29 protein-coding genes and 1 pseudogene are annotated in these 26008 nt (G+C 58.8%); 19 read left to right on the top strand and 11 right to left on the bottom strand.

The features are described from left to right. From R6T97_RS03565 to R6T97_RS03535, 7 genes and pseudogenes are all read left to right on the top strand, one after another. Positions 1-162 (top strand): annotated as a pseudogene (locus R6T97_RS03565) (hypothetical protein); the annotation flags it as partial. Continuing rightward, entirely contained in the window at positions 150-467 is a 318-nt protein-coding gene (locus R6T97_RS03560; protein WP_410347928.1) for a M20/M25/M40 family metallo-hydrolase, read from the top strand. The pseudogene R6T97_RS03565 and the gene R6T97_RS03560, both read left to right, overlap by 13 nt. A gap of 3 nt (positions 468-470) precedes the next feature. Then, a complete protein-coding gene (locus tag R6T97_RS03555) occupies positions 471-1646 on the top strand; it encodes an acetyl-CoA C-acyltransferase (protein WP_410347926.1) in 1176 nt (391 codons plus the stop codon). A gap of 10 nt (positions 1647-1656) precedes the next feature. Then, positions 1657-2814, top strand: a complete 1158-nt coding sequence (locus R6T97_RS03550; RefSeq protein WP_410347925.1) for an amidohydrolase — start codon at positions 1657-1659, stop codon at positions 2812-2814. After that, positions 2811-3926 (top strand): alanine racemase, encoded by a 1116-nt coding sequence (locus R6T97_RS03545; RefSeq protein WP_410347924.1) that lies wholly within the window; start codon positions 2811-2813, stop codon positions 3924-3926. Before R6T97_RS03550 ends, R6T97_RS03545 begins: the two co-directional genes overlap by 4 nt. A gap of 78 nt (positions 3927-4004) precedes the next feature. Further along, positions 4005-4784 carry an ion channel gene (locus R6T97_RS03540; RefSeq protein WP_372922429.1) on the top strand — a complete coding sequence of 260 codons (780 nt, stop codon included), beginning with the start codon at positions 4005-4007 and terminating at the stop codon, positions 4782-4784. 13 nt (positions 4785-4797) lie between these two features. Further along, entirely contained in the window at positions 4798-5613 is an 816-nt protein-coding gene (locus R6T97_RS03535) for a formate/nitrite transporter family protein (RefSeq protein ID WP_372922428.1), read from the top strand. 6 nt (positions 5614-5619) lie between these two features. On the opposite strand, the gene R6T97_RS03530 is transcribed toward R6T97_RS03535, so the two are convergent. The 4 genes from R6T97_RS03530 to R6T97_RS03515 form a co-directional block, all read right to left on the bottom strand. Then, complete coding sequence (locus R6T97_RS03530) at positions 5620-6897, bottom strand: MFS transporter (RefSeq protein WP_410347923.1); 1278 nt, start codon at positions 6895-6897, stop codon at positions 5620-5622. Beyond that, the gene (locus tag R6T97_RS03525; RefSeq protein WP_372921893.1) at positions 6894-7181 is read right to left on the bottom strand and encodes a hypothetical protein; all 288 of its coding nucleotides are present in this window, start codon (positions 7179-7181) and stop codon (positions 6894-6896) included. The genes R6T97_RS03530 and R6T97_RS03525 overlap by 4 nt, the downstream gene beginning before the upstream one ends. 28 nt (positions 7182-7209) lie before the next feature. Beyond that, entirely contained in the window at positions 7210-7971 is a 762-nt protein-coding gene (locus R6T97_RS03520; RefSeq protein ID WP_410347922.1) for a MauE/DoxX family redox-associated membrane protein, read from the bottom strand. A 351-nt stretch (positions 7972-8322) separates the two neighbouring features. Continuing rightward, on the bottom strand, positions 8323-8610 hold the full coding sequence (locus tag R6T97_RS03515; RefSeq protein WP_372921891.1) for a hypothetical protein: 288 nt from the start codon (positions 8608-8610) through the stop codon (positions 8323-8325). A gap of 128 nt (positions 8611-8738) precedes the next feature. On the opposite strand from R6T97_RS03515, the gene R6T97_RS03510 reads away from it, so the two are divergent. The 10 genes from R6T97_RS03510 (at position 8739) to R6T97_RS03465 (ending at position 16109) form a co-directional block, all read left to right on the top strand. Then, entirely contained in the window at positions 8739-9116 is a 378-nt protein-coding gene (locus R6T97_RS03510; protein WP_372921890.1) for a cupin domain-containing protein, read from the top strand. Positions 9117-9120: 4 nt separating this feature from the next. Then, positions 9121-9264, top strand: a complete 144-nt coding sequence (locus tag R6T97_RS03505) for a hypothetical protein (protein ID WP_372921889.1) — start codon at positions 9121-9123, stop codon at positions 9262-9264. 49 nt (positions 9265-9313) lie between these two features. Continuing rightward, positions 9314-10576, top strand: a complete 1263-nt coding sequence (locus tag R6T97_RS03500) for a DUF2254 domain-containing protein (protein WP_410347921.1) — start codon at positions 9314-9316, stop codon at positions 10574-10576. 80 nt (positions 10577-10656) lie between these two features. Continuing rightward, positions 10657-10827 carry a hypothetical protein gene (locus R6T97_RS03495; protein WP_410347920.1) on the top strand — a complete coding sequence of 57 codons (171 nt, stop codon included), beginning with the start codon at positions 10657-10659 and terminating at the stop codon, positions 10825-10827. A gap of 144 nt (positions 10828-10971) precedes the next feature. Continuing rightward, positions 10972-12639, top strand: a complete 1668-nt coding sequence (locus R6T97_RS03490; RefSeq protein WP_372921886.1) for a thiamine pyrophosphate-dependent enzyme — start codon at positions 10972-10974, stop codon at positions 12637-12639. Positions 12640-12680: 41 nt separating this feature from the next. After that, on the top strand, positions 12681-13427 hold the full coding sequence (locus R6T97_RS03485) for a flavodoxin family protein (protein WP_410347919.1): 747 nt from the start codon (positions 12681-12683) through the stop codon (positions 13425-13427). 30 nt (positions 13428-13457) lie between these two features. After that, positions 13458-13613 (top strand): hypothetical protein, encoded by a 156-nt coding sequence (locus tag R6T97_RS03480; protein WP_410347918.1) that lies wholly within the window; start codon positions 13458-13460, stop codon positions 13611-13613. Positions 13614-14015: 402 nt separating this feature from the next. After that, positions 14016-14681 (top strand): rhomboid family intramembrane serine protease, encoded by a 666-nt coding sequence (locus tag R6T97_RS03475; RefSeq protein ID WP_410347917.1) that lies wholly within the window; start codon positions 14016-14018, stop codon positions 14679-14681. Positions 14682-15042: 361 nt separating this feature from the next. Then, positions 15043-15396: a CidA/LrgA family protein gene (locus R6T97_RS03470; RefSeq protein WP_410347916.1), complete on the top strand. Its 354-nt coding sequence runs from the start codon at positions 15043-15045 to the stop codon at positions 15394-15396. Continuing rightward, positions 15393-16109 carry an LrgB family protein gene (locus R6T97_RS03465; protein ID WP_410347915.1) on the top strand — a complete coding sequence of 239 codons (717 nt, stop codon included), beginning with the start codon at positions 15393-15395 and terminating at the stop codon, positions 16107-16109. Before R6T97_RS03470 ends, R6T97_RS03465 begins: the two co-directional genes overlap by 4 nt. A gap of 406 nt (positions 16110-16515) precedes the next feature. Here R6T97_RS03465 and R6T97_RS03460 read toward each other — a convergent pair whose 3' ends face one another. Together R6T97_RS03460 and R6T97_RS03455 are read right to left on the bottom strand one after the other, a co-directional pair. Then, positions 16516-17520 carry a universal stress protein gene (locus tag R6T97_RS03460; RefSeq protein ID WP_410347914.1) on the bottom strand — a complete coding sequence of 335 codons (1005 nt, stop codon included), beginning with the start codon at positions 17518-17520 and terminating at the stop codon, positions 16516-16518. Beyond that, complete coding sequence (locus R6T97_RS03455; RefSeq protein ID WP_410347913.1) at positions 17517-19241, bottom strand: cation:proton antiporter; 1725 nt, start codon at positions 19239-19241, stop codon at positions 17517-17519. The genes R6T97_RS03460 and R6T97_RS03455 overlap by 4 nt, the downstream gene beginning before the upstream one ends. Positions 19242-19638: 397 nt before the next feature. Between R6T97_RS03455 and R6T97_RS03450 the strand changes: the two genes are divergently transcribed. Then, positions 19639-20412, top strand: coding sequence for a hypothetical protein (locus R6T97_RS03450; RefSeq protein WP_410347912.1), 774 nt, complete (start codon positions 19639-19641; stop codon positions 20410-20412). Between the two features lie 72 nt (positions 20413-20484). Then, entirely contained in the window at positions 20485-20652 is a 168-nt protein-coding gene (locus tag R6T97_RS03445) for a hypothetical protein (RefSeq protein ID WP_410347911.1), read from the top strand. 411 nt (positions 20653-21063) lie between these two features. Here R6T97_RS03445 and R6T97_RS03440 read toward each other — a convergent pair whose 3' ends face one another. From R6T97_RS03440 to R6T97_RS03420, 5 genes are all read right to left on the bottom strand, one after another. Continuing rightward, complete coding sequence (locus R6T97_RS03440; protein WP_410347927.1) at positions 21064-21888, bottom strand: lysophospholipid acyltransferase family protein; 825 nt, start codon at positions 21886-21888, stop codon at positions 21064-21066. Between the two features lie 280 nt (positions 21889-22168). Then, on the bottom strand, positions 22169-23116 hold the full coding sequence (locus tag R6T97_RS03435; protein WP_410347910.1) for a DMT family transporter: 948 nt from the start codon (positions 23114-23116) through the stop codon (positions 22169-22171). A 420-nt stretch (positions 23117-23536) separates the two neighbouring features. Continuing rightward, positions 23537-24601 carry a FecCD family ABC transporter permease gene (locus R6T97_RS03430; protein WP_410347909.1) on the bottom strand — a complete coding sequence of 355 codons (1065 nt, stop codon included), beginning with the start codon at positions 24599-24601 and terminating at the stop codon, positions 23537-23539. 5 nt (positions 24602-24606) lie between these two features. Beyond that, positions 24607-25542, bottom strand: coding sequence for an ABC transporter substrate-binding protein (locus R6T97_RS03425; protein WP_410347908.1), 936 nt, complete (start codon positions 25540-25542; stop codon positions 24607-24609). Between the two features lie 12 nt (positions 25543-25554). Further along, positions 25555-26008: ABC transporter ATP-binding protein (locus tag R6T97_RS03420; RefSeq protein ID WP_410347907.1), on the bottom strand; the 454-nt coding region annotated here is incomplete at its 5' end.

Here is a 26008-nt window from a genome sequence, read left to right as displayed (position 1 = left end):
CAGTCCCCCAACTTCTTCGGCTGCATTGAGGATTTGGCTGAATGTGCCCGGGCCGCTCATTCCAGCCAGGCCCTGTTCATCACTGCCTTTACCGAGCCTTTGGCCTACGGACTGCTCCCCTCTCCAGGCAGCCAGGGGGCTGATATCGCCTGCGGCGAGGGACAAAGCCTGGGACAGAAGGTTATGCACTGTCCCGCGATAGTTCGGCGAACGCTGCTTCAGCCATTGCGGCGCTGGACAAGGCGCACCACAAAGTCAGCGGAGAGGCCTTGCAGCGCGAGGCCATCACGGCCACCACCGATGCACGCTTCTTCGGGCTTTATGCGGACATACCTGCATTGGTCTATGGCCCACGTGCCGAAGCGATTCACGGTTTCAACGAACGTGTCGATCTTGAAAGCATGCGTCGCATCACCAAGGCAACTGCACTTTTCATCGCCGATTGGTGCGGCACAGAAGAGGTATAAGTCATGCGCGATGCTGTCATAGTTTCAACTGCCCGCACACCGATCGGCAAAGCCTACCGTGGGGCGTTTAATAACCTAGCGGTTCCAATTCTTGCCGCCCCTGCGGTCAAGGCGGCTTTGGCCCGCGCCGGATTAAGCGGCGGCGAGGTGGAAGAGGCTGTTTTCGGTTCGGCCCTGACCCAAGGCTCCGCTGGTATCAACGTGGCGCGGCATATCGTTCAGGCCGCGGGCTTGCCCGACAGTGTGGCTGGCGCGACAATCGACCTTCAATGTGCGTCAGGCCTTAATGCGATTGCCATAGCTTCGCACATGGTGCGCTGCGAAGGTGTAGACGTGACTTTGGCCGGGGGCGTGGACAGCATTTCGCTGGTGCAGAACGCGCATTGGAATAGCTACCGCTACCATGACCCCACGGTCCGCGAAGAATATTACCTTGGTATGCTCGACACAGCCGAGGTGGTCGCCGAACGCTATGGCGTCAGCCGCGCGGATCAGGATGCCTATGCGCTGCAAAGCCAGATGCGCACGGCCAAGGCGCAGGAAGCAGGGCTATTCGTGGACGAGATCGTTCCAGTCGACGCGGTCAAGCTTGCTACGGACAAGGCGACTGGAGAGACCTTTGACGAGGCGGTGCGCCTTGAACGGGACGAGTGCAACCGCCCAGGCACGACCGCCGAGGCCCTGTGTGGCCTTGGCGCCGTGAAAGGTGAAGGCATGACAGTCACGGCAGGCAATGCCAGCCAATTGTCCGACGGGGCCGCGGCCTTGGTCGTTATGGACGAGACAGAGGCACAGCGACGCAGGCTCGCGCCGCTTGGGGCGTTGCGTGGCTTTGCCGTGGCCGGGGTCGCGCCCGAAGAAATGGGCATTGGCCCTGTGGTGGCCATCCCGCGCCTCCTGAAGCGTGCAGGCCTGACCATGGACGACATCGATCTGTGGGAAATCAACGAGGCCTTTGCGGCCCAGCTTCTTTATTGCCGCGATAAATTGTCGATCCCTGACGCACGTTTGAACGTGAATGGTGGCGCCATTTCCATCGGCCACCCTTATGGCATGTCCGGCGCGCGCATGGCGGGTCATATCCTGCTGGAAGGACGTCGCCGAGGCGCGAAATGGGGCGTCGTTTCCATGTGTGTTGGTGGCGGACAAGGTGCGGCCGGATTGTTCGAAGTGTTCTGAGGTTATGACCATGAAAACGCTCGCTCCAAACCAACTTTCGCAATTGATGGCGCTTCGTCGTGACTTGCACCGCAACCCTGAAGTCTCTGGCGAAGAGATCGCAACAGCCCAGCGTATCAGCGCCGAGCTCAGGGCGCTTGGTGCCGACCGTATTTGGCAAGGTCTGGGTGGGCACGGCGTTGCGGCGGAATTCAAGGGGACAGGCCCCGGGCCAACCGTATTGCTGCGGTGTGAACTTGACGGGTTGCCAATCCGTGAACTGTCTGACTTGCCGTATAAATCCCTGATCGATGGCAAGGGGCACCTTTGCGGCCATGATGGCCATATGGTGTCCATGCTGGGCGTCGGTATGCGGCTGGCGATACGGCCGCCGTCGGGTCGGGTGATCCTGCTATTCCAACCCGCCGAGGAAACCGGCGCTGGGGCGAAGGCGGTTATCGAAGATGACAGATGGCCGGAAATTCGCCCTGATTATGCCTTTGCTTACCATAACGTGCCCGGGCGGCCCTTGGGGGAAATAGGTCTGCGATCCGGACCCGGCAATTGTGCGTCGCGTGGCATGCAGATCCTTTTCGAGGGAAAGAGTTCTCATGCGGCCGCTCCGGAGGACGGACTTTCGCCCGCACATACGATGGCCACACTGATGGCCTCTCTGCCGGGCTTGGGTGGCGGAAAGATTGGAGAGGATACCTTTGCGCTATCCACGCTGACCCACGCCAATCTGGGAGAGCCCACCTTTGGCATTTTACCGGCAGAGGGTGAGCTGCGGGTGACCCTGCGCACCATGTCGAACGCACGCATGGAATCCTTGATCGCTGATGCGCTGGCCGAGGTGGAACGCACCAAGGGCGCGCTTAGGGTGGATGTCCAGTGGCACGACATATTCCCGTCCGTGGTGAACGATACTGATGCAACGGCCATCGCCCGAGAGGTCGCAAAGAAACTGGGGCATGCAATTCACGAAATGGCGCTGCCAATGCGCTGGTCTGAGGATTTCGGGCGCATTGGAGATGATGGTCCCAAGGCCACTATGCTGTACATCGGATCCGGTGAAACCCAGCCTCAGCTGCACAATCCCGACTATGATTTCCCCGATGCATTGCTTCCTTTCGTGATCGACCAATTCTGTGGCATCGTCGAAAGCCTGTTGGGGCCGCTTGGGCCATGACCTCGGACAGCTACCCCGGCTCCTGGTGCGAAATTCATCTTGATCGGATTTCCCAAAACCTGAAGCTGTCGCTGGGACTTGTCCCGCCGGGGCGCAGGCTTTGCGCTGTGCTCAAGGCCGATGCCTACGGCCATGGGATTGCGCAGGTCGTGCCCTTGATAAAAGCACAGGGCGTCACCTGTATTGGCATAACGTCGAATGCTGAGGCGTGTGCCGTGCGCGATGCAGGGTTTGATGGTGTCATAATTCGCGTGCGCGCTGCCACTCCCGACGAAATAGAAAATGGGCTGGAAGCACGGGTCGAAGAACAAGTTAGCTCTCTCGCGATCGCCGAAAAATTGAGGGCACTCAAAATCGCAGGCCACGAAGTGCGTGCGCATCTGGCGTTGAATGCCTTGGGCATGTCGCGCGACGGGCTTGAGATTTCGACAGACGAGGGGCGGTCGACATGCAGATCGATCCTGAATTTGCTGGCTGGGGATATCGTAGGTATATGCACGCATTTTCCGTGCAATGCGCCGGAAAACCTGTGCGCTAGTGCGAAGCTGTTTCAAGACCATGTATCCTGGATCATCGAGAACAGCTCACTGGAACGGTCGGATATTCTGGTTCATGCGGGCAGTTCGCTGACGTTGGTATCAGACGAACCTGTCGAGACGGATATGTATAGGTGTGGTGCGATCCTCTACGGGATTTTGAAGCCTGAACTGGGGTTTCAGACTACAATGGATCTGAAGGCGCGCGTGGTCAGCGTTGGGGATTATCCAAAGGGGGCAACAGTCGGCTATGACCGTGCGTGCCGTCTGGACAAGGACCGGAAGCTGGCGTGCCTTTCGATTGGCTATGCAAACGGGTTCCGAAGGGACGCTGGCCCCGGTGCTGCCGTCGTGCTTGGCGGAGGTCTCGCTCCAGTATTGGGCAAGATCTCGATGAATACGCTGGCGGTTGACGTTACCGATGTTGACGGCATCCAGATCGGGGACGAGGCTATCGCATTCGGTGGCATCGAAAACACCAAAGGGTCACTCGCTGCGACTGAACAGCAGTTTTGCACGATCATGGCCGATCTCTACGCGGATTGGGGAATGCGCAATGCGCGTATTTTTATCTGATCAGCCGCGATCCCGCCCATGCGCACGCTGGTATTGCGGTGCATGGCTTTCGGTTTCGATATGCGGCATATTTCATTCATGAAAGACCTGCACCGCAATATCCGGCTGCTCTATACAGGCCAGAGCAAGTACGCCCGGCGTTTCCGCTACGGCTTGATTGCCTTCGACGCGCTGACCATCGTTTATTTCATTGCGACTGCGGCGCTGCCGGTCGCGCCGATTCTGGCCGTGCTGAACACCGGGCTTGGCGTACTCATACTTTTGGACCTTGCGGCCCGTTGCTGGATCTCCGAGAACTTGCGTCGAGAGCTCACTCGCATCTACACACTGGCGGATCTGGTCGTTGTGGCATCTTTGCTACTTGCGCCCTTCCTGACGGAAAACCTCGCTTTCCTACGCGTGCTGCGGGGGCTTCGGCTGATCCATGCCTATCACCTGCTGCGCGATCTGCGGCGCGAGAGCTTGTTCTTCGGCCGCCATGAGGATGCGATCCTCGCCGCGGTCAACCTGTTCGTCTTCATCTTCGTGACCACGTCATTCGTCTTTTTGCTGGCCTTCGATGAAGCGGAGGGCGTCGCCGGGTATATCGACGCGCTCTATTTCACGGTGGCGACGCTGACGACCACGGGTTTCGGCGACATCACCATGACCACGCCTGGCGGCAAGCTGTTATCGGTGTTCATTATGGTCGTAGGTGTGGCGCTTTTCGTGCAGCTTGCGCGCGCGATCTTCCAGCCGTCGAAGATCAAACATAAATGTCCGCAATGTGGCCTCAACCGTCATGAACCGGATGCGGTCCACTGCAAGCATTGTGGCGAACCGCTGAAAATCGAGACGGAAGGCGCGACCGGGACCTGAGAGGAAAAAATACATGCCCAAGGAAGCCGATCTCGACCAAGACGAGAAACAACAGGTGGACGCCTACGAAAACGTCCCCACGTCGGTCATCTTCGAAGCAATCCGAAGGGAAGGTGAACACGAACTATCACGCCCCGCAAGCGCGCTCTGGTGGTCGGGCGTCGCGGCGGGACTTGCGATCAGCACTTCGGTGCTGGCCAAGGGATTTCTGACCTCGATCCTGCCCCATGCCGACTGGGCGGCCGGCATCACCAATCTTGGCTACACGGTGGGCTTTCTTATCGTGATCCTCGGACGGATGCAGTTGTTCACCGAAAACACGATCACGCCGATCCTGCCGTTGCTCCTTGAATCGACAAGGGCCAAGGTCGCGCAGACCGCACGGCTCTGGGGTATTGTCTTCGCGGCCAATCTGGTTGGCTGTCTGGCTGCGGCGGTTGTACTGGTCCACGGGCATATCCTGCCCGAGCCCCGGTTCGAAGGCATCCTGACCGTCTCGCGCCACTATGCCGAGGCGACGCCGTTCGAGCATTTCGCCTGGGGTATCCCGGCGGGGTTTCTGATCGCCGCTCTGGTCTGGATACTGCCGCGAATGGAAGACGCCGGGGAGGTGCTGATGATCGTGATCATCACCTACATCATCGGGCTTGGCGGCATGTCGCACGTGGTTGCGGGCTCAACCGAATTGTTCGTGCTGGTCGTGAACGGAGAGCTCGGCGTCGCGCCTGCAGTCTTCGGCGGTATCCTTCCGGCGCTTGCGGGTAACGTGCTGGGCGGCACGGGCATCTTTTCGGCGCTGACCTACGCGCAGGTGCGCGAGGAGATCTGAGGACCTTCAGTCCTTCTGCACCTCGTTGAGCCCCCGCGCGAGAGCTGCGCCTAAGGCTGCGATGACAGCGAAGCCGATAAGCACCGGTGCCGGGCCGAACCGGTCCGCCGCGATCCCAAACAGCCCGCCCGCCAGAAGGGCCGCGCCGATCAGCGTGTTCGAGAGCGCCGTGTAGCGGGCGCGGAAGGCGTCCTCGGCCATGTCGGTCAGGTGAAGCTTGCGGCCCGCGCGCACGCCCTCGTAGGCGATCTGCGCGGCAAAGATCGCCACCGCCGCACCAAGCGCCCCGCCAAGTCCGCCAAGCACAAGACCGACGCCGCCCACCACGGCAAAGACCACGGCCCCAAGCGCCCCTGCGACCATCAGCGTCTGTCGGCTGGAGCTGTCCGACAGCCGCCCCCAGACGTAAGATGCCAGCACCGAGGCGGCAGTCGAGGCCATCACCAGCGGGCCCAGCTGATCCAGAGCACTGCGGCCCGACGCCGCCGAGAGCATGACAATAAAAGGCGGTGCCAGCGCCGTGACAGCCAGCGCCGCCCGCGCCGCCACGAACCGGCGCAACTGACTGTCGGTAACGATCGGTTCGACCAATGCGGCGAGCGAGCCGTCGTCGTCCCCGGTATCAGGTGTTTCATCGGGTTCACGCAAGGATAAGAAGATAACCGATGCGAGTAGGAAGGCAGCACCTGCCAGCGCGATAATCGTCGCCAGTGGCGCGACGGCCACCTCGAACACTCCCGAGGCCATCATGAGGCCCACCCCGAAGACTGAAACCGACGCAACCGAGGCGGCCAGCCCAGTGATCGCGCCGCGCCGCCGCTTGGCGATGGTGCGGGCCAGCGCATCCTTGTAGCTGACCGAAGAGGCCGAGCGCGCGACCGCCAGCACCGCGAGACAGGCCACGATAACGGCTCCTGCCGCCGCCCCCGACAAAAGCAGTGAAGCTACCGCAATGCCGAGCGCTGCGATCCCCTGCACCGCGCTGCCTGCGGCCCAGAAGCGCTTGCGCTGCGGGCTGGCCTCGACCCGGCGGGACAGGGCGAGCTGCGGCAGAAGCGCGCCTGCCTCGCGCACGGGCACCAAAAGCCCGATCATCGCGCCTGGTGCCGACAGCGCCGTCAGCAGCCAGGACAGCACCAGCTTGGGATCGATCAGCGCGTCCGCCGTCTTGGTCAGCGTCAGCGCGACGACATGCACGACCCCGTTGCGCGCCTCGCCCGTTGCGATCTTTGCAGTCTTTGCGCCGGTGATCGTGCTGAAGGCCGATTTGACCGGATCGCTCATCTTGGATCGAACTTTCCAACCGGAATCCGCAGGTAGCTGTACCCATCGGCGTTGGCCAGGTGTCTGCCCGGGATATTCAGCTGAGGCGCGGCCAGCATGTGCCCAAGCAGCGGCAGGGCCGCATCGGCGGGTGCGCCCGCGCCCAGATGAGAGAGGTCATTCCATAGGTTCTGGAGGCTGGCCACCTTTTCTCCGATGGCGGCCTTTTTCGTGTCCAGGCAATGGAAAACACATTGCAGGCTAACGATGGGCAGGTCGTAGAAGGCGCAAAATGTGGGGGGCATCGGAACTCCTCGATCAATGGGCGTGCAGCTATCCCAGCCACAGAATGCGAACCGGCATCCAGATCGCCATAGCGATCATCATCAGGTTTTCGGTCAGCGAGACAAAGCCCAAAGGCACCTTGCTGGCGCCGCCGACGCAAGCGCACTTCAGTTCCCGCTTGTCGATGTAGACGGCCTTGAAGACCGACACCGCCCCAATCGTGCCGATGAAGAGCGCGACGGGTGCCGCGACCCAGATCAGGGCGCCCGCAATCATCAGTATGCCCGCCAGCGCTTCGCCAAAAGGGTAAAGGTATCCGTACCGGACCCAGCGCCGGGCCAGCAGATCGTAATTCAGGAACATGGTCGAAAAGCTCTCGACGTCCTGTAGCTTTTGAACCGCGAGAAGGCACATACTGATCGCGATGAACCATTCGAAGGTCCGGACACTGAGGACCGTCCCGAGCGCGTACCAGCTGGCCGCCAGAGCCATCAGGAAGGCGACCGAGAAGATCGCGATGACAGGTTGATAGCTGGTTTCATCTTCGGCACTGACCTCCTGCCCGAAATGCGCGCGCAGGTCCTCATAGCCGCCGATCCGCTCGCCGCCGATGAAGGTCTGCGGCGTCGTATCTACGCCATGTTCCTTCATGAACGCCTCGGTTTCTTCACGCGTCTCGAGGCGATGATCCTCGACCGTGTAGCCGTGCCGCTCGAGCAGGTCCTTCGACTTGAGGCCAAAGGGGCAGAGATGGTCGGGCATAACCATCCGGTAAAGGATCGCAGACTTGGCGCTCTGATCAGAAGTCATTTGGATCTCCTTGCAAAAAAAACTTGGTGCTTTGATGCTCAACACGCCCCGAACCGTTGATACAGAGGTCGCTGTGGGACTTGATCGGGTTTGAACAGGAGTCGCCCGATCTCTCACCAGTATACACCGAAGTTAAGGCAAAATGCCATCCCGGCAAAGCCCGCGGCCAGCGCTTAGGCGGCACCGACTGGACGCTTAGTCTGCCGATCAGTTGCTGGAAGCATCCTTCTCTGCCACACGCCGCACTTGTGAAAAGGCGCGCCCCATGCGGCAGAGTGCCCTGTCTTCAGCGTGTCGCAAGCACGCCGAAGCGCTCGCTCAGGGTATTGAGAAAAGCCATCGCCTTTTTCTTTACTTGAAGCGGGACATGGCGCTGTTGAACGCGTCAGACACGCTGTCCCAAGCCTTGTCGAAGCCCGCCTTCATATCGGCCCAAGCATCGTCGCTGGCCTCGCGCATCTCCTTGAGCTTCGCTTCGGCTTCGTCACGTTGCTTGCGCGCCTCGTCAAGCTGCTTTTGGGCCTCAATCTTCGCGTCGGCTTCGGACTCTTCGACCTTTGCCTTCATCTTGTCGATCTCGGCGTTCCACTGATCGATCTGCGCCTTGGCTTTTTCGATATAGACGTTCTTGTCAGTCATTTGGGGAACCTTCCACTCTGAGGATGAATATTGAATAGGAATTTTGACCAATAAGACATTGTGAGGTAGTTTTAAAGATAGCATGATCTGGTCCATGTAAAGCTGACACCGAACCGAGGACCTATAGCATGTCGGAAACCGAGAAACTCACATTGCCGGTCGTCACCCTTGCCCGCGAGAACGACGAGTTCCGCAAGGTCCTGTGGACCGGCGACAAGACCCAGCTTGTGCTTATGGCCATCCCCGAGGGCGGCGAGATCGGTGGCGAGGTGCACGAGGGGCATGATCAGCTACTTTACTTCGTTGCAGGCTCCGGCGTGGCGAAGATCGGCGAGACGGAATGCAACATTGCGGATGGCGACGTCAGCATCGTGCCCTCCGGCGTCTTCCACAATTTCCGCAACACCGGATCGGGGATGCTGAAACTTTTTACCACCTATAGCCCGCCCGAGCACGAACCTGGCACCGAGCACGCCACCAAGGCCGAAGCCGACGCGGACGAGTGAGCAGGTGAAGGTCGATACCGTCACGTTGGGCGCAGACAGCGCCGGGCCGACCGCCCTGCGCGAGGTGCGCCGCCACATCGATGATTTCCCGCTGGTGGACGACAGCCATTGGGATAATAGCTGCGGCGCTGTCGGTGATCGGCCATGATGCGATCGATTGGTGGGCTTTCGGCGGACATGAGGGGTCAGAACAGGTCATGATTTCGCGCTACGCCCTATTTTTGCGCGAGTTCCTCAAGAAGGTATGGGTCCGCGTCGTCAGCTTTGCGATCTTGGCCGTTCTGGCAGCCGTACTTGCAAGGCTCCTGTCTCCGTATCTGCCGCCCGAACTGGCATTGCAAACTGGCTCGGAGGCCGTGTCGCAGTTGCTAGGCATCCTGACTTCGTCGATGTTAGCGGTGACAACCTTTTCGCTGTCGATCGCTGTGTCCGCCTTCGCCGCAGCGGCAGGATCGGCGACACCGCGGGCGACGGTGCTACTGCAACAGGACCGCACGACGCAAAACGTGCTGGCCACCTTCCTTGGCGCCTTTCTCTTCGGGCTCGTCGGCCTCGTGGCGCTTCATGCCGAATTCTATGATGCATCCGGCAAGGTGGTGGTGTTCCTGTTCACCATCGTGGTGATCGGTCTCGTCGTCGTCGCGCTGATCCGGTGGATCGGCCACCTGATGCAGTTCGGCCGGATGGGCGACACGCTCGACCGTGTCGAGCGCGCAGCCTCGGACGCGCTGATGCGGCGGCTGGAGAACCCCTTCCTCGGTGGCAGGCCGTTGCCCAATGCGCCACCCCCGCAAGGTACGTGCATCGCGGCAGAGGACACCGGCTACATCCAGAATATCGACATGAAGGCGCTTCAGTCTTGCGCCGAAAGCCTCGAGGTAGAGGTTTTCCTTCGCTGTCTGCCGGGAAATTTTGTCACGCCGGGAAGGCCTTTGCTCGGTGCAACGGCCATAGATCTTGATGATGAACAAATGCAAAAATTGCGACGCGCCATTACAATTGGCTCGCGACGGACCTTTGAGGACGATCCACGCTTCGGGCTCATCGTCCTGACCGAAATCGCCTCGCGGGCGCTGTCGCCAGCCGTCAACGATCCGGGAACCGCGATCGACATCCTCGGTCGACATGCGCGGATTTTGTTGCGCTGGCGCACGCGTGAGGATGCAGAGGTGCGGTTCGACCGCGTGCATGTTCCCCCCATCCTTGTGCAGGATATGGTCAAGGATGCCTTCCGCCCGATCGCGCGTGACGGGGCGGCCTTCTTGGAGGTTCAGGTCAGATTGCAGAAGGTGCTTTCCGCCCTGTGCGGAGCCGCCCCTGACCTGTTCGCGCCCGCCTGCACGGAGATGTCGCAAGAGGCCATCGCCCGCGCGAACGCAGCGCCATTGATCTCTGCCGAGTTGGTCGCTCTTCGCAGCGCCGCACCGGATCTACACAACATCGACCCGCCATTAACTTAATACCCCGTGCAGGTGAAGTTTTCGCATGATAGGAAAAATCGTACGAAAACTCGTGAAAATCGTCAGGGAAAACAAAATAAATGTCCGCACCAAAGACGAACATCGAAAAGCAGAAACGCCGTCATTGGCCCGCCATTCTGGGGATTGCAGCGGCTTTGGCGATCGTCGTCTTCGTCCTCTTGGCAGTTGGCGTCTGGGACGGTGTCCCGCTGGACGAACAGGCCGCCCCGTCTGTGGCCACACAGGATTGACGCATAGGGTGCCGTGCGAGGGGCTGTCGCAGTACGCGACACTGTTCCAGCTATCTTAATCTGGATCACGGGAAAGTGTCTTTCAGAATATGCCCAGATAACACATTTTCGGGGGTCACCGAGCTATAACAGCAAGGACATGACATGACCGTATCAGACGTTCTGCTTGAAGTCCTTTCCGCCCATGGTGTCGAACATCTGTTCGGCATCCCCGGCGACGCAATCAACGATGTGACCGACGCGCTGCGCAGGCAGGACAGGATTCGCTTCATCGGGGTGCGTCACGAGGAAACCGGCGCGCTGGCGGCCTCAGTTCAGGCCAAGTTGACGGGGCGGCTTGCGGCCTGCATGGGCACATCCGGCCCCGGTGGCATTCATCTGCTGAACGGGCTTTACGACGCGCGTATGGACCATGCGCCAGTGATCGCCATCACCGGACAGGTGGCGACCGGCGTCCTGGGCACCGAGGCGCATCAGGAAGTGCGGCTGGACCGGCTGTTTGCCGATGTCGCCGTCTACAGCCAGACCGTCACCACCGAGGCGCAGGTGCCAGAGGTGTTTCTCGAAGCCTGCCAAGCGGCCATCGCACATCGCGGGGTGGCGCATGTCTCGATCCCGTCGGATGTGTCCGGGCGCAAGGTGTCGCTTGCTTCCGACCATCCCATGAAGGCGGCGACAGCGGGCCGCATCTCGCCCACGGCGGCAGAGTGTGGCGCGGCGCTGGACCTGATCGGCCGGTCCGAGCGCATCGCCATCCTCGCCGGCATCGGCTGTCTGGGCAGCCGTGACGAATTGTTGGCCTTCGCCAAGGCCGTGCAGGCGCCCATCGTGCGCAGCCTGAAGGCCAAGGAAATCGTCGATGACGATCACCCGCTCTGCGCCGGGGGGCTCGGCCTGCTGGGCGGCAAGCCAGCCGTGAAGGCCATGGACGGCTGCGACCTGCTGATCCTTGTCGGCACGGACTTTCCCTACCGCGACTTCTATCCGAAATCCGCAAAGGTCATCCAGATCGACATTGATCCGACACACATCGGGCGGCGGCACCCTGTCGATATCGGGCTGGTAGGGCACGCTGGTCCGACGCTCGCGGCGCTCACCCAAGGGCTGGACGCACGCACCGAGGGCACGTTCCTGAACGATATTCAGTCGCACATGGCCGACTGGCGCAAGGGCCGCGACGAGGACGAGGCGTCGGACGCCACGCCGATCAGCCCGCCGCGGCTGCTGTCGACCGTGTCGAAGGTGGCGCCGGATAATGCGGTCTTCATCGCAGACACGGGCACTTCGACCGCCTGGGCCGCGCGACATCTGCATGTTCGCCCCGGGCAGCGCTTTACCCTTTCAGGCGGCCTTGCCACCATGGCCATCGGTCTGCCTGGCGCGATCGGCGCGCAACTGGCCTATCCCGACTGCCGCGCCATTGCCATCGTCGGCGACGGGGCATTTTCCATGCTGTCGGGCGATCTGGTTACTGCGGTCCGCTATGAATTGCCCATCGTCATCGTGGTGCTGAACAACGCCAAGCTCGGCTTCATTACGCTGGAACAGGAGGCCAAGGGGCTACCGGACTGGGGCACCGATATCCTTAATCCCGATTTCGTGTCGCTGGCAAAAGCCTGTGGGGCGGCGGGGTTCCGTGTGACAGAGCCTGACGCGCTCGAAACCATTCTGACCGAGGCATTCGCCGAGACCGGCCCGGCAGTCGTCGAGGTGGTCGTCGATCCCGACGCCCTGATCATGCCACCGACGATAGACATGTCCCAAGCGTGGCATTTCGGCCTTGCCAAGCTGCGCGAACTTATGGGGCAGTGATCCGGAGCGGCTTTCTGCAACTTACCCGAAGGAGGCCAGCTATGGCTTTGACCGAAAAGCAAGCCGCGCTGTGCGCGGAAAACAACACTGATTTTTCCGATCTCAACGCCGTGTTCGTCAACTGCACGCTGAAACACCCAGATCAGGCGTCGCATACGTCGCTGCTGATGGACGCCGCGTCCGAGATCATGCGCAAGAGCGACATTACTGTGCGCGACATTCGCATGACCGCGCATTCCGTCGCCTTCGGCGTGCAGCCCGACATGCGCGAGCATGGCTGGGAGCAGGACGACTGGCCCGATCTGTGGCGCCAGATAGATGCGGCGGACATTCTGGTTATCGGCACGCCGATCTGGCTTGGCGAGCAATCCTCGGTTTGCCGGCTGCTGATCGAACGGCTCTACGCCATGTCCGGGATGCTGAACGACAAGGGGCAATCCATTTTCTACGGCAAGACAGGCGGCGTTGTAGTCACCGGCAACGAGGACGGGATCAAGCATGTGGCGATGAATGTGCTCTATTCACTGTCGCATCTGGGCTATGTTATCCCGCCGCAGGCCGATTGCGGTTGGATCGGCGAGGCCGGGCCAGGCCCGAGCTATGGCGACGACGGCGCGGGGTTGGACAACGAATTCACGCAGCGCAACACGACGATCATGACCTGGAACCTGATGCACATGGCGCGAATGTTGAAGGATGCCGGCGGGCTCCCCAGCCACGGCAACGATCGCAAGGCTTGGTCGGCAGGTTGCCGGTTCGATTACGACAACCCCGAGCACAGGAACTGATGCCGCAAGTTTGGTGCGGAAGGCGCGGATGTGGTCCCACGCCTCGCACAGGGAACACGCAGAGCGGCAGGCCCCGTCAGCGGTCGTTTCGCCTTCCTGCGGGCGGGTGGCCTTGATCATGGCGCGGATCAGCGGGCGGTGATGGTTGAAGTCGTCCCTTCACTTGGATGGGTTCTCTCTCGCTGACCGGCGGAACGCTGTCCTTTTTCGAACAGCAAGCAATCCAAAGATAGGGCAGGTTTGTTGGGTCTGGTCATCTCGCCGCCAAAACGGCAAGTAGGACCGACTTTACTTAGAAAGGATCGCCGCATGCGACTGACTCGACCCTCGATTATTATCTTTTTGGCTTCCGTTATCTGTGGCGTTTTCGCACTTTTGCCTATGTTTGGTATCGCTGTGGTATCGTTGCCGATCTCTGGGTTTTGGCTCATGACGATCGCCTGGGGTTTGATAACGGCGGGCGTGTTGTTTAGAGGCGGGTGACCATCCAACGTGACCGCGTCATAACACAGCCCCGATTGAAAATCCCCTGATCAGACTCGACGCTTCGACCTTGGCTATTCTCCAGTTAAGGATTAACTGCCAATCATGAACCCAACATCTGCAAGAGACCCAAAACAGCTTCGCCAGGCGTCACCGACCGGAGCGCCTTTGTTCCTTTGGATGATTGTGGGCGTCATGGCCGCGATAGAACTGGTTCTGAACCTTTCCTCATCGGGCATATTTGGTACAGTAAACCTGCGATGGCCCGCCTTCATGCTAGGAGCATTCTGGCAACCGATCTTATCCGGGGCAGCAGCGCCTCTCTATCCCGGCCAGACCGCTCTGATGTTCATTACACATGCCTTTCTGCACGGCGGGTTCATGCATTGGGCCCTAAACAGTGTCATCCTGCTGTCCTTGGGAAAGTTTGTCTCTATCCATATCGGGGCCACCAAAACGATGTTGGTGCTGTTCTTGTCGGCAATCGGGGGTGCTGCATGTTTCGGACTGATATCCTCCAGTAACGCGCCGATGATCGGTGCATCCGGGGCGGTTTTTGGGCTCATCGGCCTGTGGCAGGTCATGGATTACCGCATGCGGCGGCGATCTGCGCTTCCTGTGCGACCGGTCGTTATGGCCTTTCTGGGTTTGGTTATATCCAATATTATCTTCTTCGTAATGCTTTCGGGCGGTCTCGCGTGGGAAGCGCATCTCGGCGGATGGATCGTCGGTTGGATTGCGGGACAAAGCTTCGCGCGGCGCACTTTCTGAGGTCAGAACGTCTAATTTCGACAACCTGACAGAAAGTCCTCAGTTCGCCGCATGTCTGTTTTGGGTCGTTGGCGTGACGTTTTGGCGGCAGCAATGCGCAGGGAGCGCGCTTTGCAAAGTTCAGAAACGGGGCAGGTTTCAGGAAAAGACCGGTCCACAGTTGACTTTGGCCGGATAGCGCAAAGCTGCTGCGCAGCCTCACCAAAGGCGATGGTTGATCAAGAGCCCAGCATTTCTTCCAGCGACAGCTGTTGTGAAGGCGATCCGCTCTCCTGCTTCTGCTGAGCAGAAACTTTCCATTGGTTCTGCAAAGCATTTGGCTTCAGTATGACCAAATCGCCGAGATTAGGAGAAACCCGCCGTGCTTCAGACACTTGGACTTCTTTTGGGCTGCCAGTTGGTGGGAGAACTGGCGGCACGGGGCTTTGGGCTTGCCATGCCAGGCCCCGTCCTTGGTCTTGCTCTGCTTGTGCTGGTGCTTGCCGCGATCCCCGCGCTCGCTGAACGGCTCAGGCCGACCACTTCGGTCATTCTGGCAAACCTGTCGTTCCTTTTCGTGCCTGCGGGTGTGGGTGTGATCGGCAATTTCGCGGTGTTGTCGGATGACGCGGTTGCTCTGCTGATTATCCTGACCCTCTCTACGGTGCTTTCCATGCTGGCTACTGTCGGTACATTTGTCGGGGTCTGGCACCTGATCGAAAGCCGAAAGGCATGACAGATGTCGCGACCCTCTGGAGTTATCTGGCCACCACACCCCTCATTTGGCTTACGACAACGATCCTCGCTTACGTCCTTGCCGACGGGGTGGCGCGAAAGCTGGGATATGCACCTTGGGCCAATCCGGTGCTTCTGTCCGTGCTTTTGATCGCACCAGTGCTCTGGCTGACGCGGACAGATTACACGACCTATTTCGAGGGCGCCCAGTTTATCCATTTTCTGCTGGGTCCTGCGACCGTGGCATTGGCTTTGCCACTTTGGGACAATCGGCACACCATTCGGACCGCAGCGGCGCCGATCATGCTGGCTTTGCTTGCAGGCTCGATCGTGGCGGCAGGCTCGGCTATTCTGCTGGCCCGGGCCTTTGGTCTGCCAATGGAAATTCTGCTTTCGTTGGCGCCGAAATCCACAACTGCACCGGTAGCCCTCGGGATTTCTGAAACGATTGGTGGGATCCCGTCGCTGACAGCCGTTCTAGTCATCCTGACAGGGATCATCGGGGCCGTGACGGTGACACCCATAATGAATTTACTTCGGATTTCAGATTGGCGTGCGCGGGGTTTTGCTGTCGGTGTTGCGGCTCACGGTATTGGGGCAGCCCGCGCATTTCAGGTAAATCCTGTGGCGGGTGCATATGCCGGCATCGCCATGGCCTTGAATGCTTTGCTCACAAGCTTGATCGTGCCGGTGCTGGTGCGCTGGCTGGTCTGAACGCGCCTCAACTCGCCAATCAGGATGCCTGTACATGCCAACGGGGACCCTCATAGTATCTTCCAGAAAAAGAACCGTGCCGTTCCCGCCCAATTCGCATCCTGTTGCTTGTTCGGAGCCCTTTTCGATGAGCGGATGGCGGCAGCGCGGGACAAAGCCGCTTTTTGTCCGGGCGACTACTGCTCATGTAGAAGCGCCATCCATGCCCAGCGTTGCCAATTTTGCTGCGCCGTTATGTTTACCGAAGTGGTTGCTATTGCGGCCGGTTATTAGCTGAATGCAAACTGGGTTCAGGGTCTCGGTGACATCGCCTCACGCCCCAGTGCGGCCTTATAAACCCACTGGTGCAGGTCCTTGTGCGATTGCACGACTGGATAGTCACGCTTGAGAAAAAGTTTAGCGAGCTTCAAGCACCATTAGTTCCAAACCTTTTGTCCAACGGACTGATAAAGCCGTCAGGTTTGATAGCAAGAACCGGGCATTCAAGATTGTTAATGATGTTCTCGGCCGTATTGCCGATAAACACACCGCCTAAACCGGTTCTTGCGATCGTGCCCATAACGACAACGTCTGCGGCAAGCTCTCGACTTTGTTCTTCGATGACAGCTTCCGGAGTGCCACGTATCAAACGTGGCATCAATGTTGGGTTGGATGTGGTTGGCAGGTCCAACTTTGCTGTTTCCAGCAGATGGCGCATAGCCCGGTGCCGATCATCCAGGATTTCGTTGATGTAACGATCTGCGTTCACACGCGAATTGGTATCTGAAGAAAACGCCCAGACCAGCCCCTCACCAACCGCATCCCAAGCATGAATGACAAGCACTCGGGCTTCTTTTGGTGCGGCGACAAAGCATGCAGCCTGGATCACCCGCTGGTTAAGCGACATTAATGTGTCCGGTTCAGCGGCATCGGTAAGATCAACATCCACTGCGGCTATCACACATTCGGTTTTGCAGGACGCTCCAACCGGCTGCATCCAGACCGGACAGGGGCATTTACGCACAAGGTGCTGATCTGTGCTTGCAAACAGCAAACGATGGATACCCGAAAGCGGCTCTGCCTGCTTCACCACGAAATCGCAACCGGTGTCGATGACATGTTTGATGATCTCGATAAAGGCCTTGCCCATCTTGACCTGCGGAACAATCTTATGACCGGGTAGATGCGTGGCAAGATGCGCCGCCATCCGATCTCTCTTTTCGGCACAAAGTCTGTCGAGCAATCGGTCGGGCTTTTGTTCGGACAGGCGCGCAATCAAGCTAAGATCGTTGGGTGGTTCAACACATCCGAGAACGTGCAGAGCTGCGTTGTGCTGCTCTGCGAGGGCCGCCGCGCTCAGCAAGGCGGTCTGCATCTTGCTGTCGTCCATCACGGCAAGGATTTTTTGTGGTGGTACGAGCGTTTCAGTCATGCCAGCAACTCTTTCTGCCCATCAGGGTCAATCATGGCTCGATCAGGCGGCTGGGCATCATCGGCAATCATCCGAGCGGCAGCTAAGGCGGCATCCCGGTATGGCATCAGCACAAGGTCAGCCTGCGCTGCTGTCAGCGCCACTGCAGCCGCGTCATGATGCGCCGCCACAGCAATCTTGCCTCGAAACCCAAGGTCGCGGGCGGTGCTCAAAAGTCCGTTGCGTGGGTCGTCGTGGGTCAGCCCTGTGGCATGTTCTGGCACGGCCAGCACCAGCCAGCGCACATATTGCAGCGGCAAATGTGCCAGAAACTCGGGATCGGTGACATCGCCGAAAACGACATCATAGCCCTGCGCACGTGCATAGCGGACCGCCTCGGGACTGAAATCAACTCCGAGAATACGCATGCCCCTGTCTTGCAAGGCACCAGCAATGCCCAAGCCATAGCGGCCGAGGCCAAAGAGTATCACATCGTGGGGACGGTCGGCATCAGTACCAGCATCCGGTTCTGCATCGATATTGCGGCGTTCGAATAGTCCCAGCACAGGTTCGAACACCGCGTAGAGCTGATGCGAAAACGTGATCATATAGGTCGATGCAGCGATGGTCACTAGGCCGACAAGCGTCACGAGGCCAAGCGCTTCTTCATTGACATGGCCGATCGTCACGCCCATCGCCATGAAAATCAGCGAAAACTCACTAATCTGTGCGACGGTCAGCCCTGCCAGAAATCCGGTGCGTTTCCGGTAACCCATGGCACCCATAATCGCGAGAACGATCAGCGGGTTCCCGATTAGCACAAACAGCGAGAGCACAATGGCCGGTACGACACTCGCTCCCAGAACCGATAGGTCAAGCGATGCCCCAAGTGCGATAAAGAAGAATAACAGCAGGAAATCGCGTAAGGACGCCAAACGCGCCGCAATCGCTTCGCGGAATGGCGTGGAGGCAAGCGAGACGCCTGCCAGCAGCCCGCCCAATTCCTTCCCGAACCCAAGATAGTGACCCACAGCAGCCAGAAGTGCAGCCCAGCCGATAGCAAATGATACCAGAAGCTCTGGTGCCCGCGACAGCCGCTCGACAAGTGGGTTGGCAATATAGCGGATGAAGAGCACGACGAAGGCCAGCATGGCCAGCCCGTAGGCCAGCACGCGCAGCACGTCAGTCACCGCACCATCACCGTCAGGCCCGCCACCTATACCGATGGCAGACAGTGCGATCATAGCGATTACAACAACCACATCCTGCACGATAAGGAAACCAAGCGCGATCCGCCCATGTAGTGCGTCGATCTCGCGTTTGTCCGATAGGAGTTTGACGATGATGATCGTGGACGAAAACGTCAGCGCAATAGCAACGTAAATCGCAGTGCGTGGATCCAGCCCGAGAGCCAGCCCGATGATAAATCCAAATACGGTAGTGAAAAGCACCTGACCAAGTCCGGTGACAAGCGCGACCGGCCCCAACGTACGCACAAGGTTGAAGTCCAGTTTCAGCCCAACGAGGAACAGCAAAACTGCGATACCAAGTTCTGCCAGCAAGTCAATTTGCGCTTCAGACCTTGCGATCCCAAGCACTGAAGGACCAGTCAGGATGCCAACGGCGATGAAACTGACGATCAGAGGCTGGCGCATTAGTAAACCGATAAAGCCGACACCTGCCGCCAACACCAGGAGGGCAGCAATTTCGTAAAAAAGATAGCTTTCAATTGCTTCTGTCATGCCCGTCTCTATCGCCGTGAGGCATACAATCTGGCAATCAGCCAACGTTGAATGCTCTACCTGATCATGTAATTTAAGTCTGACAAAAACACTCAGACACGTCAAACCATTCTGAGCCTGCCTGCTAAAACCGGAAACGCCCAATACCATGTCCAGCCCAAGCGGCCGTTTTTGCGACTACTGCGCAAATTTTCTCCCGCTATCGGGTTGTTGACGTTGACAGAATCGAAGCTTTCTTGCGGGAAGCCCGCAGTTACGAACGTCACCGAGCCTACCCGCAGGCAACGACCCACAAAGCAAGACTTCGCTCCTTTGCTCTGTTAGAGAGATACCATTGCCATGGTGAACGACGCCTCTGGCGATGTTGAATAAGAATTACTTTCAAGGAGTTCCCACTATGCAGGCTGTCCGTTTTTCACCGACCCTTCGCGCACTGCTTGCAAGCCTCGCAGCAGCCCTGATTGCGCAGCCATCCGTGGCACAGGACATGCGCACAATGACGGTACTTGGCTCGATCGAAGGGATGGCAGATCGCACCGAACGCGCTTGGTCGACCATCGCGGGCGAGATCAACGGCAGTAAGATGTCGTCAGCCGCATGGCGGCCTTATTCGATGCCGGACGTAATGGGAGACGCGCTTGCCGGTATGAACGATGAGCAGCGCGCACAGATGCAAGAGCGCATGAAGATGATGTCCGAGATGCTGGGTGATGGTGCGGAAAATCCCTTTGCCCAGATGTTCGGAGGCGATGGAGGGGAACAGATCCAGTTGCGGATCACCGGCGTCGATCCCGAATCGGAACGTATCCTGGTACGAGGCGGCCTGACCATCGAACTGCCGCCGTTTTCGGCTGACGAGGTGGACGAACTGTTGACCGGCAGAAATGAGGCCGAGATATCCTACCACAAGAATTTTGGTGAAGATGAAGAAATGGGCTTCTACGCATCATCGCATGATGTGGGTACTGCGGCCACCGTGGCCTTTGACCGACTTGAAATCGTTGAAGGTGGTGGGTTCGCCGCTGGCTCGTTCGAGGGTAGCCTCTGCCCGATCCGGGCTTTGATGGGCGGTGACCCCGACCCTGAAGTTTGCATCTTGGTCGCAGGTCAATTTGAAACAGTTCTGGGTGAGGAAGAGGCGGACATGCCGGTATCGCCAAACTCCAACTGATCAGAGACGGCCCAACGTGACGCGCCGCGCTTTGCTCAGCGTTCACCTTTTCTTTCGCCGGGTATTTCGGTATTGGCGCAACAGGCATTTGAGATCCCAGAAGAAGAGTTCGCGGCCGTCGAGGACTACAAAACGGTACCGGTGCCTTTCCCGTTTTGCGACCCGGTCAACCGGATGTTCGAGACAACGGGACCCGACATGACGGGCACCCTGCCGGACGCGGATGACAACGAACGATGACGCAAGGGACTAGCCGGGCCAAAAATGGAGTGAGGGGCGGATATCAAAGCCAAGCTTTGTGCAAACTGCCGAGAGAAGGCATCAACCTGACGGCACCTATGAAACCTCTTGGATAAAGAAGCTGCGGGCAGGTCGTTTTTTTGATGAGCATCGACCGGTTTTCTACCTGAACGATTGAAAGGACGAAAGTTACATAGCGGACCCACCGAAGATCGTCACGATTGCATATTTGAAAGTCAAATTGTTGATTGTCACGTTTTGATGTCGAATTGATGTTTGAGTGGCCGCTATTCGAGATGATCGATAAGTGAATCTGCATTGCGGCAAACGACCGCCACATCTGTCTGCCCGTCGCACCCTGTGCAACGTGAAGCTGCCCGTATCAATCGGTCGCGCGGGTTAAGTGAGGGATCACTGACCGTCCCAGCGCCGCAACATCCAATACCATTGTTCCGGGTTGGCCATAATTCGAGCGGATAAGCTGTCGTTGAAGGCGCGGGTCATCGTGATGCTGTCGGTGTGCGGGATCGGAGCTTCGAAATCGACGCGAAATACATTTCCGTCTTCGATACGAAGGCCATAGGCGGGGATCATGGGCAGATTGTATTTGAGCGCAAGTTGTGCCGCTGACAAAGACGTGAGTGCGTCATGCCCGAGAAACGGAAGCGGCTCCCCTTCGGCATATTTTTCGTCCAGCAGAATGGAGATGATACCACCGTCCCGAAGGTGCCGCACTAGAGCCCGTGTCCCCACGTGGCCCGTCGCCAAAATCGGTTTCCCTCCAGCCTCGATGCCAGCCCTGATCCGGCGTTCGTAATGGCGGTTCTTGTGCGGGCGATATACTGCTCCACTTTCAAATCCGTGCATCTTGATGGCGGCGCGCACGGCTTCCCATTGCCCAAAATGGCCCGAGACGACGATGACACCTTTGCCAGCTGCCTGTGCCTCTTTCAGTGCTTCAAGACCCGGGCCCGAGGCTCTGAATTTCCGGTGTTGGGTCTGAAACTCGGCATCGTGATAAATCTCGAATAGGGTCCGGCCCATCTGTCGGCCCATCTCTTGACCAAGCTTTGCGCGATCACTGCGCTTCATATCTGGAAAAACCCGTTGGGCTTCACGGTCAAAGCGGAGCCTTGCTGGCGGAAACCATCGCATGACGGCTGCAAACGTCGTTCCCAACCCTCGCGACCGCAGATCGAAAGAACGCCATCGCACAACTGTCAGCGCCGACCACAAAGGAAAGTATCGGGCGTAATGGGCAACTGTTTTCAGGGTAACGGGCACAATAGGCTATATGATCATTTCCTGTGCGTATACAAACTAAAAAGCTCGATCAGGCTGTTTTGATAGATGGATGGCTGCTTTCGCCTTGCCCAAGCACGCAACAAGCATTTGCAGCGACCGTCCAGTTCCGCCTTTTGCGCCAGATGCTGCGCCAGTGATTGCTGATGGTGCGACCTGCTACAATCGGTTGAGAACGGTCCGCTGACCCGCGGTTTCATGATTGAAGATCGTCTCAGATCGGTGGCGCGGCGCGCTCGGTGATCAAGTGGCGGGCGGTGATCCTTTCGCGATGTATCATATAGAGACCCGCACCGATGATGATGCCGATGCCCGTCAGGGTCAGCGCGTTGGGGAAATCGCTGAAGACGAGATACCCTAGAAGTGTCGCTACCGGCAGTTCGAGGTATTGCAATGGCGCCAGCGTGGCCGAGGGTGCCAGCGACAGCGCATAGGTCATCATCATATGGCTTAGCGTGGCGAAGAACCCGACGCCCAGCAGCCAGAGCCATGCAACCCCTTCGGGCCGGACCGGGTCAAGCAGTTCGGCCCCGGTGTCTTGGGCCAGTATCATCACCGGCAGACACAGCAGGCTGGCGATCAGGCCGGTGTGGAATTGCAAGGTGACGGGATGCATCCGCCGCGACAGCCCGCGTGTGACAAGTATGTAGAACGCGAAACCCACCGCCGTGCCCAGCGGAAACAATGCCACCGCGCCAAAGGCCGCGAAACTGGGCTGGATGACGAACAAGACACCGACAAAGCCCACCATCGCCGCCCCCACGCGGCGCGGCCCGACATCTTCACCGAGGTAGAATTTACCCACCAGCAGCACGATAAACGGTGCCACGAACACGATCGCAAGCGCATCCGCCAAAGGCATGACGCGGATCGCGGCGATAAAGCAAAACGTCGAGGCAAGCAAAAGAACCGCACGCAACAACAACGCCAGCCATTGCCCCCGCGCTACCCGTAACGATAGCCCCAACATCCAGACAAAGGGCGCCATCAACGCGCACTGCACGATAAAGCGTGCAGCTGTGATCTGTCCCACGGGTATACTGTCCGATGCCAGTTTTGCCGCCACATCCAGCAAGGGAGCGGTCAGGCAAAATCCCAACATCAGGGCTACACCGGCAAGGATGCGGTCTGTAGAGGGCGTGTAAGAGGCAGTATTGCTCATGCGTCCCGCATAAAGGCGTTGCCCCGCCCGCGTCTATTCTTTTTGCGACGCCTGGCTGCATCAAAGGGGCTATCATACATCCGCGCGTCCAGAGTGGGTGGACCCTGCGGTAATCCAGTCAGCTCATCAGGAAAGCACCCCGCCTTTAACCTGCGACAAATCCGGCAGCTGTGAAGTAGCTCCACCCACTGCCCGGCAGTCGCCGCTTGCAGCGATGAGATCGGACGCATACGCGCGACCGGCAAAAGTGCTGGCATGACCCATCCTCCCAAACAGGGTGATAACAAAATCACAAGTGTGGGAATCCCACCGATTCACATTTTGGGCTGGACGCTTTGTTGGCCACTTTTCGGTTCCAAAATGGCCAAGTATGCCGCCAAATTGACTGCGGACGATAAGGTGTATGGGTTTTCCCAGCCTTCAACGATCATTTATTGGATGTCGCGACAGGAGCCAGACAAAGAAGACGCCGCCAATCAGTCCGGTAACGATCCCGATGGGAATGTCATCAGGTGCCATGACGGTGCGTGCGAAAATGTCGGCCCAAAGCAGAAAGATCGCACCGCAGAGCGCCGAGACGGGAAGAACGCGTCTGTAGTCTCCACCGACGATCAAACGCACGATATGCGGTATCATCAGACCGACGAAGCCGATGATACCCGAGAAGGCGACCATCACACCGGTGATCATGGCCCCCACGACAAAAACTGTCAGCCGGAACCTTCCGACGGGAATGCCGAGGGTCGCTGCCGTCTCATCGCCCACTGTCATCGCATTGAGGTTGCTGGCGTTGGCCCATAGATAGGCCCCGCAGACAAGAAGGATCGCAAGAGGATAGATCAACTGGCTCCACTGTGCGAGGCCGAGGCCACCCAGCATCCAGAAGACGACCGTATGAACAGCCCGTGGATCGCCGAGGAAGATAAGGACGTTTGCGCCCGACATGACGATGAAAGAGACCGCAACACCTGCAAGGACCAACCGGTCGGCGCTGGTGGCGGCTGCGAATTGCGACACGCCCAGCACGATGAGCGTGGCCCCCAGCGCGCCGAGGAAGGCCATAAACGGGACAGTTAACAACCCGATGAAAAGCCCTGTGTGCAAAAGGGCGAGGATCGCGCCAAATGCACCGCCTGCCGAGATGCCCAGCAAATGTGGGTCCGCAAGCGGATTGCGTGTCACCGCCTGCAGGCTTGCGCCTACAATGGCCAGACCTGCCCCTACCAGACAGGCGAGGATCGCGCGGGGAAAGCGGATGTCCCAGACAATCGCCTCGCGGCCTGCCGACCAGTCAGGGGTTATCAGGGCAGGGCTGATCTTGTTGATCAGGACACCCCAGACCGTTGATAATGACACAGAGACGGCACCAACACTTACCGCGACGGATAGGGACAGAAAAAGTACGACACATCCCAACCCCAAGGTCAGCGGCAGTCGGGCCTTGTGAGGGCTGAGGGTCGTGATCTGTCTGTCGGCCTGGTCCATGCGGATCAATTGTCGCGGAAGGCGGCAGCAAGGGTTTTGACCGCCGCGATATTGCGGGGACCGGGGGTGGCCTCGACGTATTCCAGCACGACGAAACGGTCGTTCTTGACCGCATCAATATCGGCGAACGCGGGGTTCGTCATCAAGAAATCCCGCTTCTGCGCTGCAGTGACTTCGCCGTAATTCACAATCACGATGATTTCCGGGTTCCGTTCCACGACGGCTTCCCAGCCGACGGTGGCCCAGCTTTTCTCGAAGTCGTCCATAATATTCACGCCGCCCGCTGCTGCGATCAGCGCGTTCGGCATCGCGAAACGACCCGCAGTGAAGGGCGCATCCTCCCCGCTGTCATAGACGAAAACGCGGGGGGCGTCGGGCAGGGCGGGTTGGCTGGCAAGGAAACCGGACAGGTCTGCCTGAAAGTCCGCGATCAGCGCCTCTGCCCGTGTCTCAACGTCAAAAATCGCACCCAGATTGCGCAGGTCGTTGTACATATCCTCCATGGAGGCGGCGTCTTTTTCGCCGATCTGGATACAGCTTTCGGTCAATTCATAGACCTGAATACCGAAAGGGGCGAGCGTTTCGGGTGTGACTTCCCCACCCACCCGCATGCCGTAGTTCCACCCCGCGAAGAAGAAGTCTGTGCCCGCGCCTATCAGCACTTCCCTGGACGGGTATTGTTCAGAAAGTTCCGGCAATTCATCGACACCGGCGCGCATTTGCGCATCCAGTTTGTTCCAACCTGAAATGCCGGTGTAGCCTACCATGTGGTCGGTCAGGCCAAGGACCAGCATCATCTCTGTCAGGTTGATGTCGTTGGAGACCGCCGCCTGCGGCGGTGCGTCAAAAGTGACTTCGCGCTCGCAACTCTGGATGGTCGTTTGGGCAAAAGCGGTGCTTGCCGCAAGGGTGAAAAATGCGGTTGTCAGGGTCAGTTTCATGATGTTGTTTCTTTAGTGCGGTAGGTGAAAAGACAGGTGGTTGGTATCGCTGGGCGCAAGAATTTCACGCCGTGCGTCCACTCGGAACGTGTTCGAGACAAGCGTCTCGGTCAGCAAGGTGTCGGGGGAGCCAAATCCGCGAGGGCGGCCATCTTCGAGCACAAGGATATCGTCACAGATATCGGCGGCCATGTTCAGGTCATGCAGGGATACCACTATGGTCAGGTCAAGCGCGCGGATCAATGCGAGCACTTCGAGTTGATGGCGGATATCCAGATGGTTGGTCGGTTCATCCAGAACCAGAATCTGCGGTTCCTGCGCCAACGCACGCGCAACCATGGCCCGTTGGCGTTCGCCGCCTGAAAGTGTCCCGAAATCACGATTCTGCAAACCGCGCAGGTCAAGCATGTCGATCACACCATTGATGATGGATGTGTCGTGCGTATCCGCTCTGGCATAGCCGTGG

This window comes from Yoonia sp. (assembly GCF_046498525.1).
In the GTDB taxonomy this organism is placed as follows: Bacteria; Pseudomonadota; Alphaproteobacteria; order Rhodobacterales; family Rhodobacteraceae; genus Yoonia.
Note: the sequence above shows the minus strand (reverse complement) of the source record. Positions and strands in the feature narration are given on the sequence as shown.

What these genes read in the sequence shown, in the direction of transcription:
- R6T97_RS03555 (WP_410347926.1), top strand. Translation starts at nt 471, where the DNA reads ATGCGCGATGCTGTCATAGTTTCAACTGCCCGCACACCGATCGGCAAA.
- R6T97_RS03550 (WP_410347925.1), top strand. Translation starts at nt 1,657, where the DNA reads ATGAAAACGCTCGCTCCAAACCAACTTTCGCAATTGATGGCGCTTCGT.
- R6T97_RS03545 (WP_410347924.1), top strand. Translation starts at nt 2,811, where the DNA reads ATGACCTCGGACAGCTACCCCGGCTCCTGGTGCGAAATTCATCTTGAT.
- R6T97_RS03540 (WP_372922429.1), top strand. Translation starts at nt 4,005, where the DNA reads ATGAAAGACCTGCACCGCAATATCCGGCTGCTCTATACAGGCCAGAGC.
- R6T97_RS03535 (WP_372922428.1), top strand. Translation starts at nt 4,798, where the DNA reads ATGCCCAAGGAAGCCGATCTCGACCAAGACGAGAAACAACAGGTGGAC.
- R6T97_RS03530 (WP_410347923.1), bottom strand. Translation starts at nt 6,897, where the DNA reads ATGAGCGATCCGGTCAAATCGGCCTTCAGCACGATCACCGGCGCAAAG.
- R6T97_RS03525 (WP_372921893.1), bottom strand. Translation starts at nt 7,181, where the DNA reads ATGCCCCCCACATTTTGCGCCTTCTACGACCTGCCCATCGTTAGCCTG.
- R6T97_RS03520 (WP_410347922.1), bottom strand. Translation starts at nt 7,971, where the DNA reads ATGACTTCTGATCAGAGCGCCAAGTCTGCGATCCTTTACCGGATGGTT.
- R6T97_RS03515 (WP_372921891.1), bottom strand. Translation starts at nt 8,610, where the DNA reads ATGACTGACAAGAACGTCTATATCGAAAAAGCCAAGGCGCAGATCGAT.
- R6T97_RS03510 (WP_372921890.1), top strand. Translation starts at nt 8,739, where the DNA reads ATGTCGGAAACCGAGAAACTCACATTGCCGGTCGTCACCCTTGCCCGC.
- R6T97_RS03500 (WP_410347921.1), top strand. Translation starts at nt 9,314, where the DNA reads ATGATTTCGCGCTACGCCCTATTTTTGCGCGAGTTCCTCAAGAAGGTA.
- R6T97_RS03495 (WP_410347920.1), top strand. Translation starts at nt 10,657, where the DNA reads ATGTCCGCACCAAAGACGAACATCGAAAAGCAGAAACGCCGTCATTGG.
- R6T97_RS03490 (WP_372921886.1), top strand. Translation starts at nt 10,972, where the DNA reads ATGACCGTATCAGACGTTCTGCTTGAAGTCCTTTCCGCCCATGGTGTC.
- R6T97_RS03485 (WP_410347919.1), top strand. Translation starts at nt 12,681, where the DNA reads ATGGCTTTGACCGAAAAGCAAGCCGCGCTGTGCGCGGAAAACAACACT.
- R6T97_RS03475 (WP_410347917.1), top strand. Translation starts at nt 14,016, where the DNA reads ATGAACCCAACATCTGCAAGAGACCCAAAACAGCTTCGCCAGGCGTCA.
- R6T97_RS03465 (WP_410347915.1), top strand. Translation starts at nt 15,393, where the DNA reads ATGACAGATGTCGCGACCCTCTGGAGTTATCTGGCCACCACACCCCTC.
- R6T97_RS03460 (WP_410347914.1), bottom strand. Translation starts at nt 17,520, where the DNA reads ATGACTGAAACGCTCGTACCACCACAAAAAATCCTTGCCGTGATGGAC.
- R6T97_RS03455 (WP_410347913.1), bottom strand. Translation starts at nt 19,241, where the DNA reads ATGACAGAAGCAATTGAAAGCTATCTTTTTTACGAAATTGCTGCCCTC.
- R6T97_RS03450 (WP_410347912.1), top strand. Translation starts at nt 19,639, where the DNA reads ATGCAGGCTGTCCGTTTTTCACCGACCCTTCGCGCACTGCTTGCAAGC.
- R6T97_RS03435 (WP_410347910.1), bottom strand. Translation starts at nt 23,116, where the DNA reads ATGAGCAATACTGCCTCTTACACGCCCTCTACAGACCGCATCCTTGCC.
- R6T97_RS03430 (WP_410347909.1), bottom strand. Translation starts at nt 24,601, where the DNA reads ATGGACCAGGCCGACAGACAGATCACGACCCTCAGCCCTCACAAGGCC.
- R6T97_RS03425 (WP_410347908.1), bottom strand. Translation starts at nt 25,542, where the DNA reads ATGAAACTGACCCTGACAACCGCATTTTTCACCCTTGCGGCAAGCACC.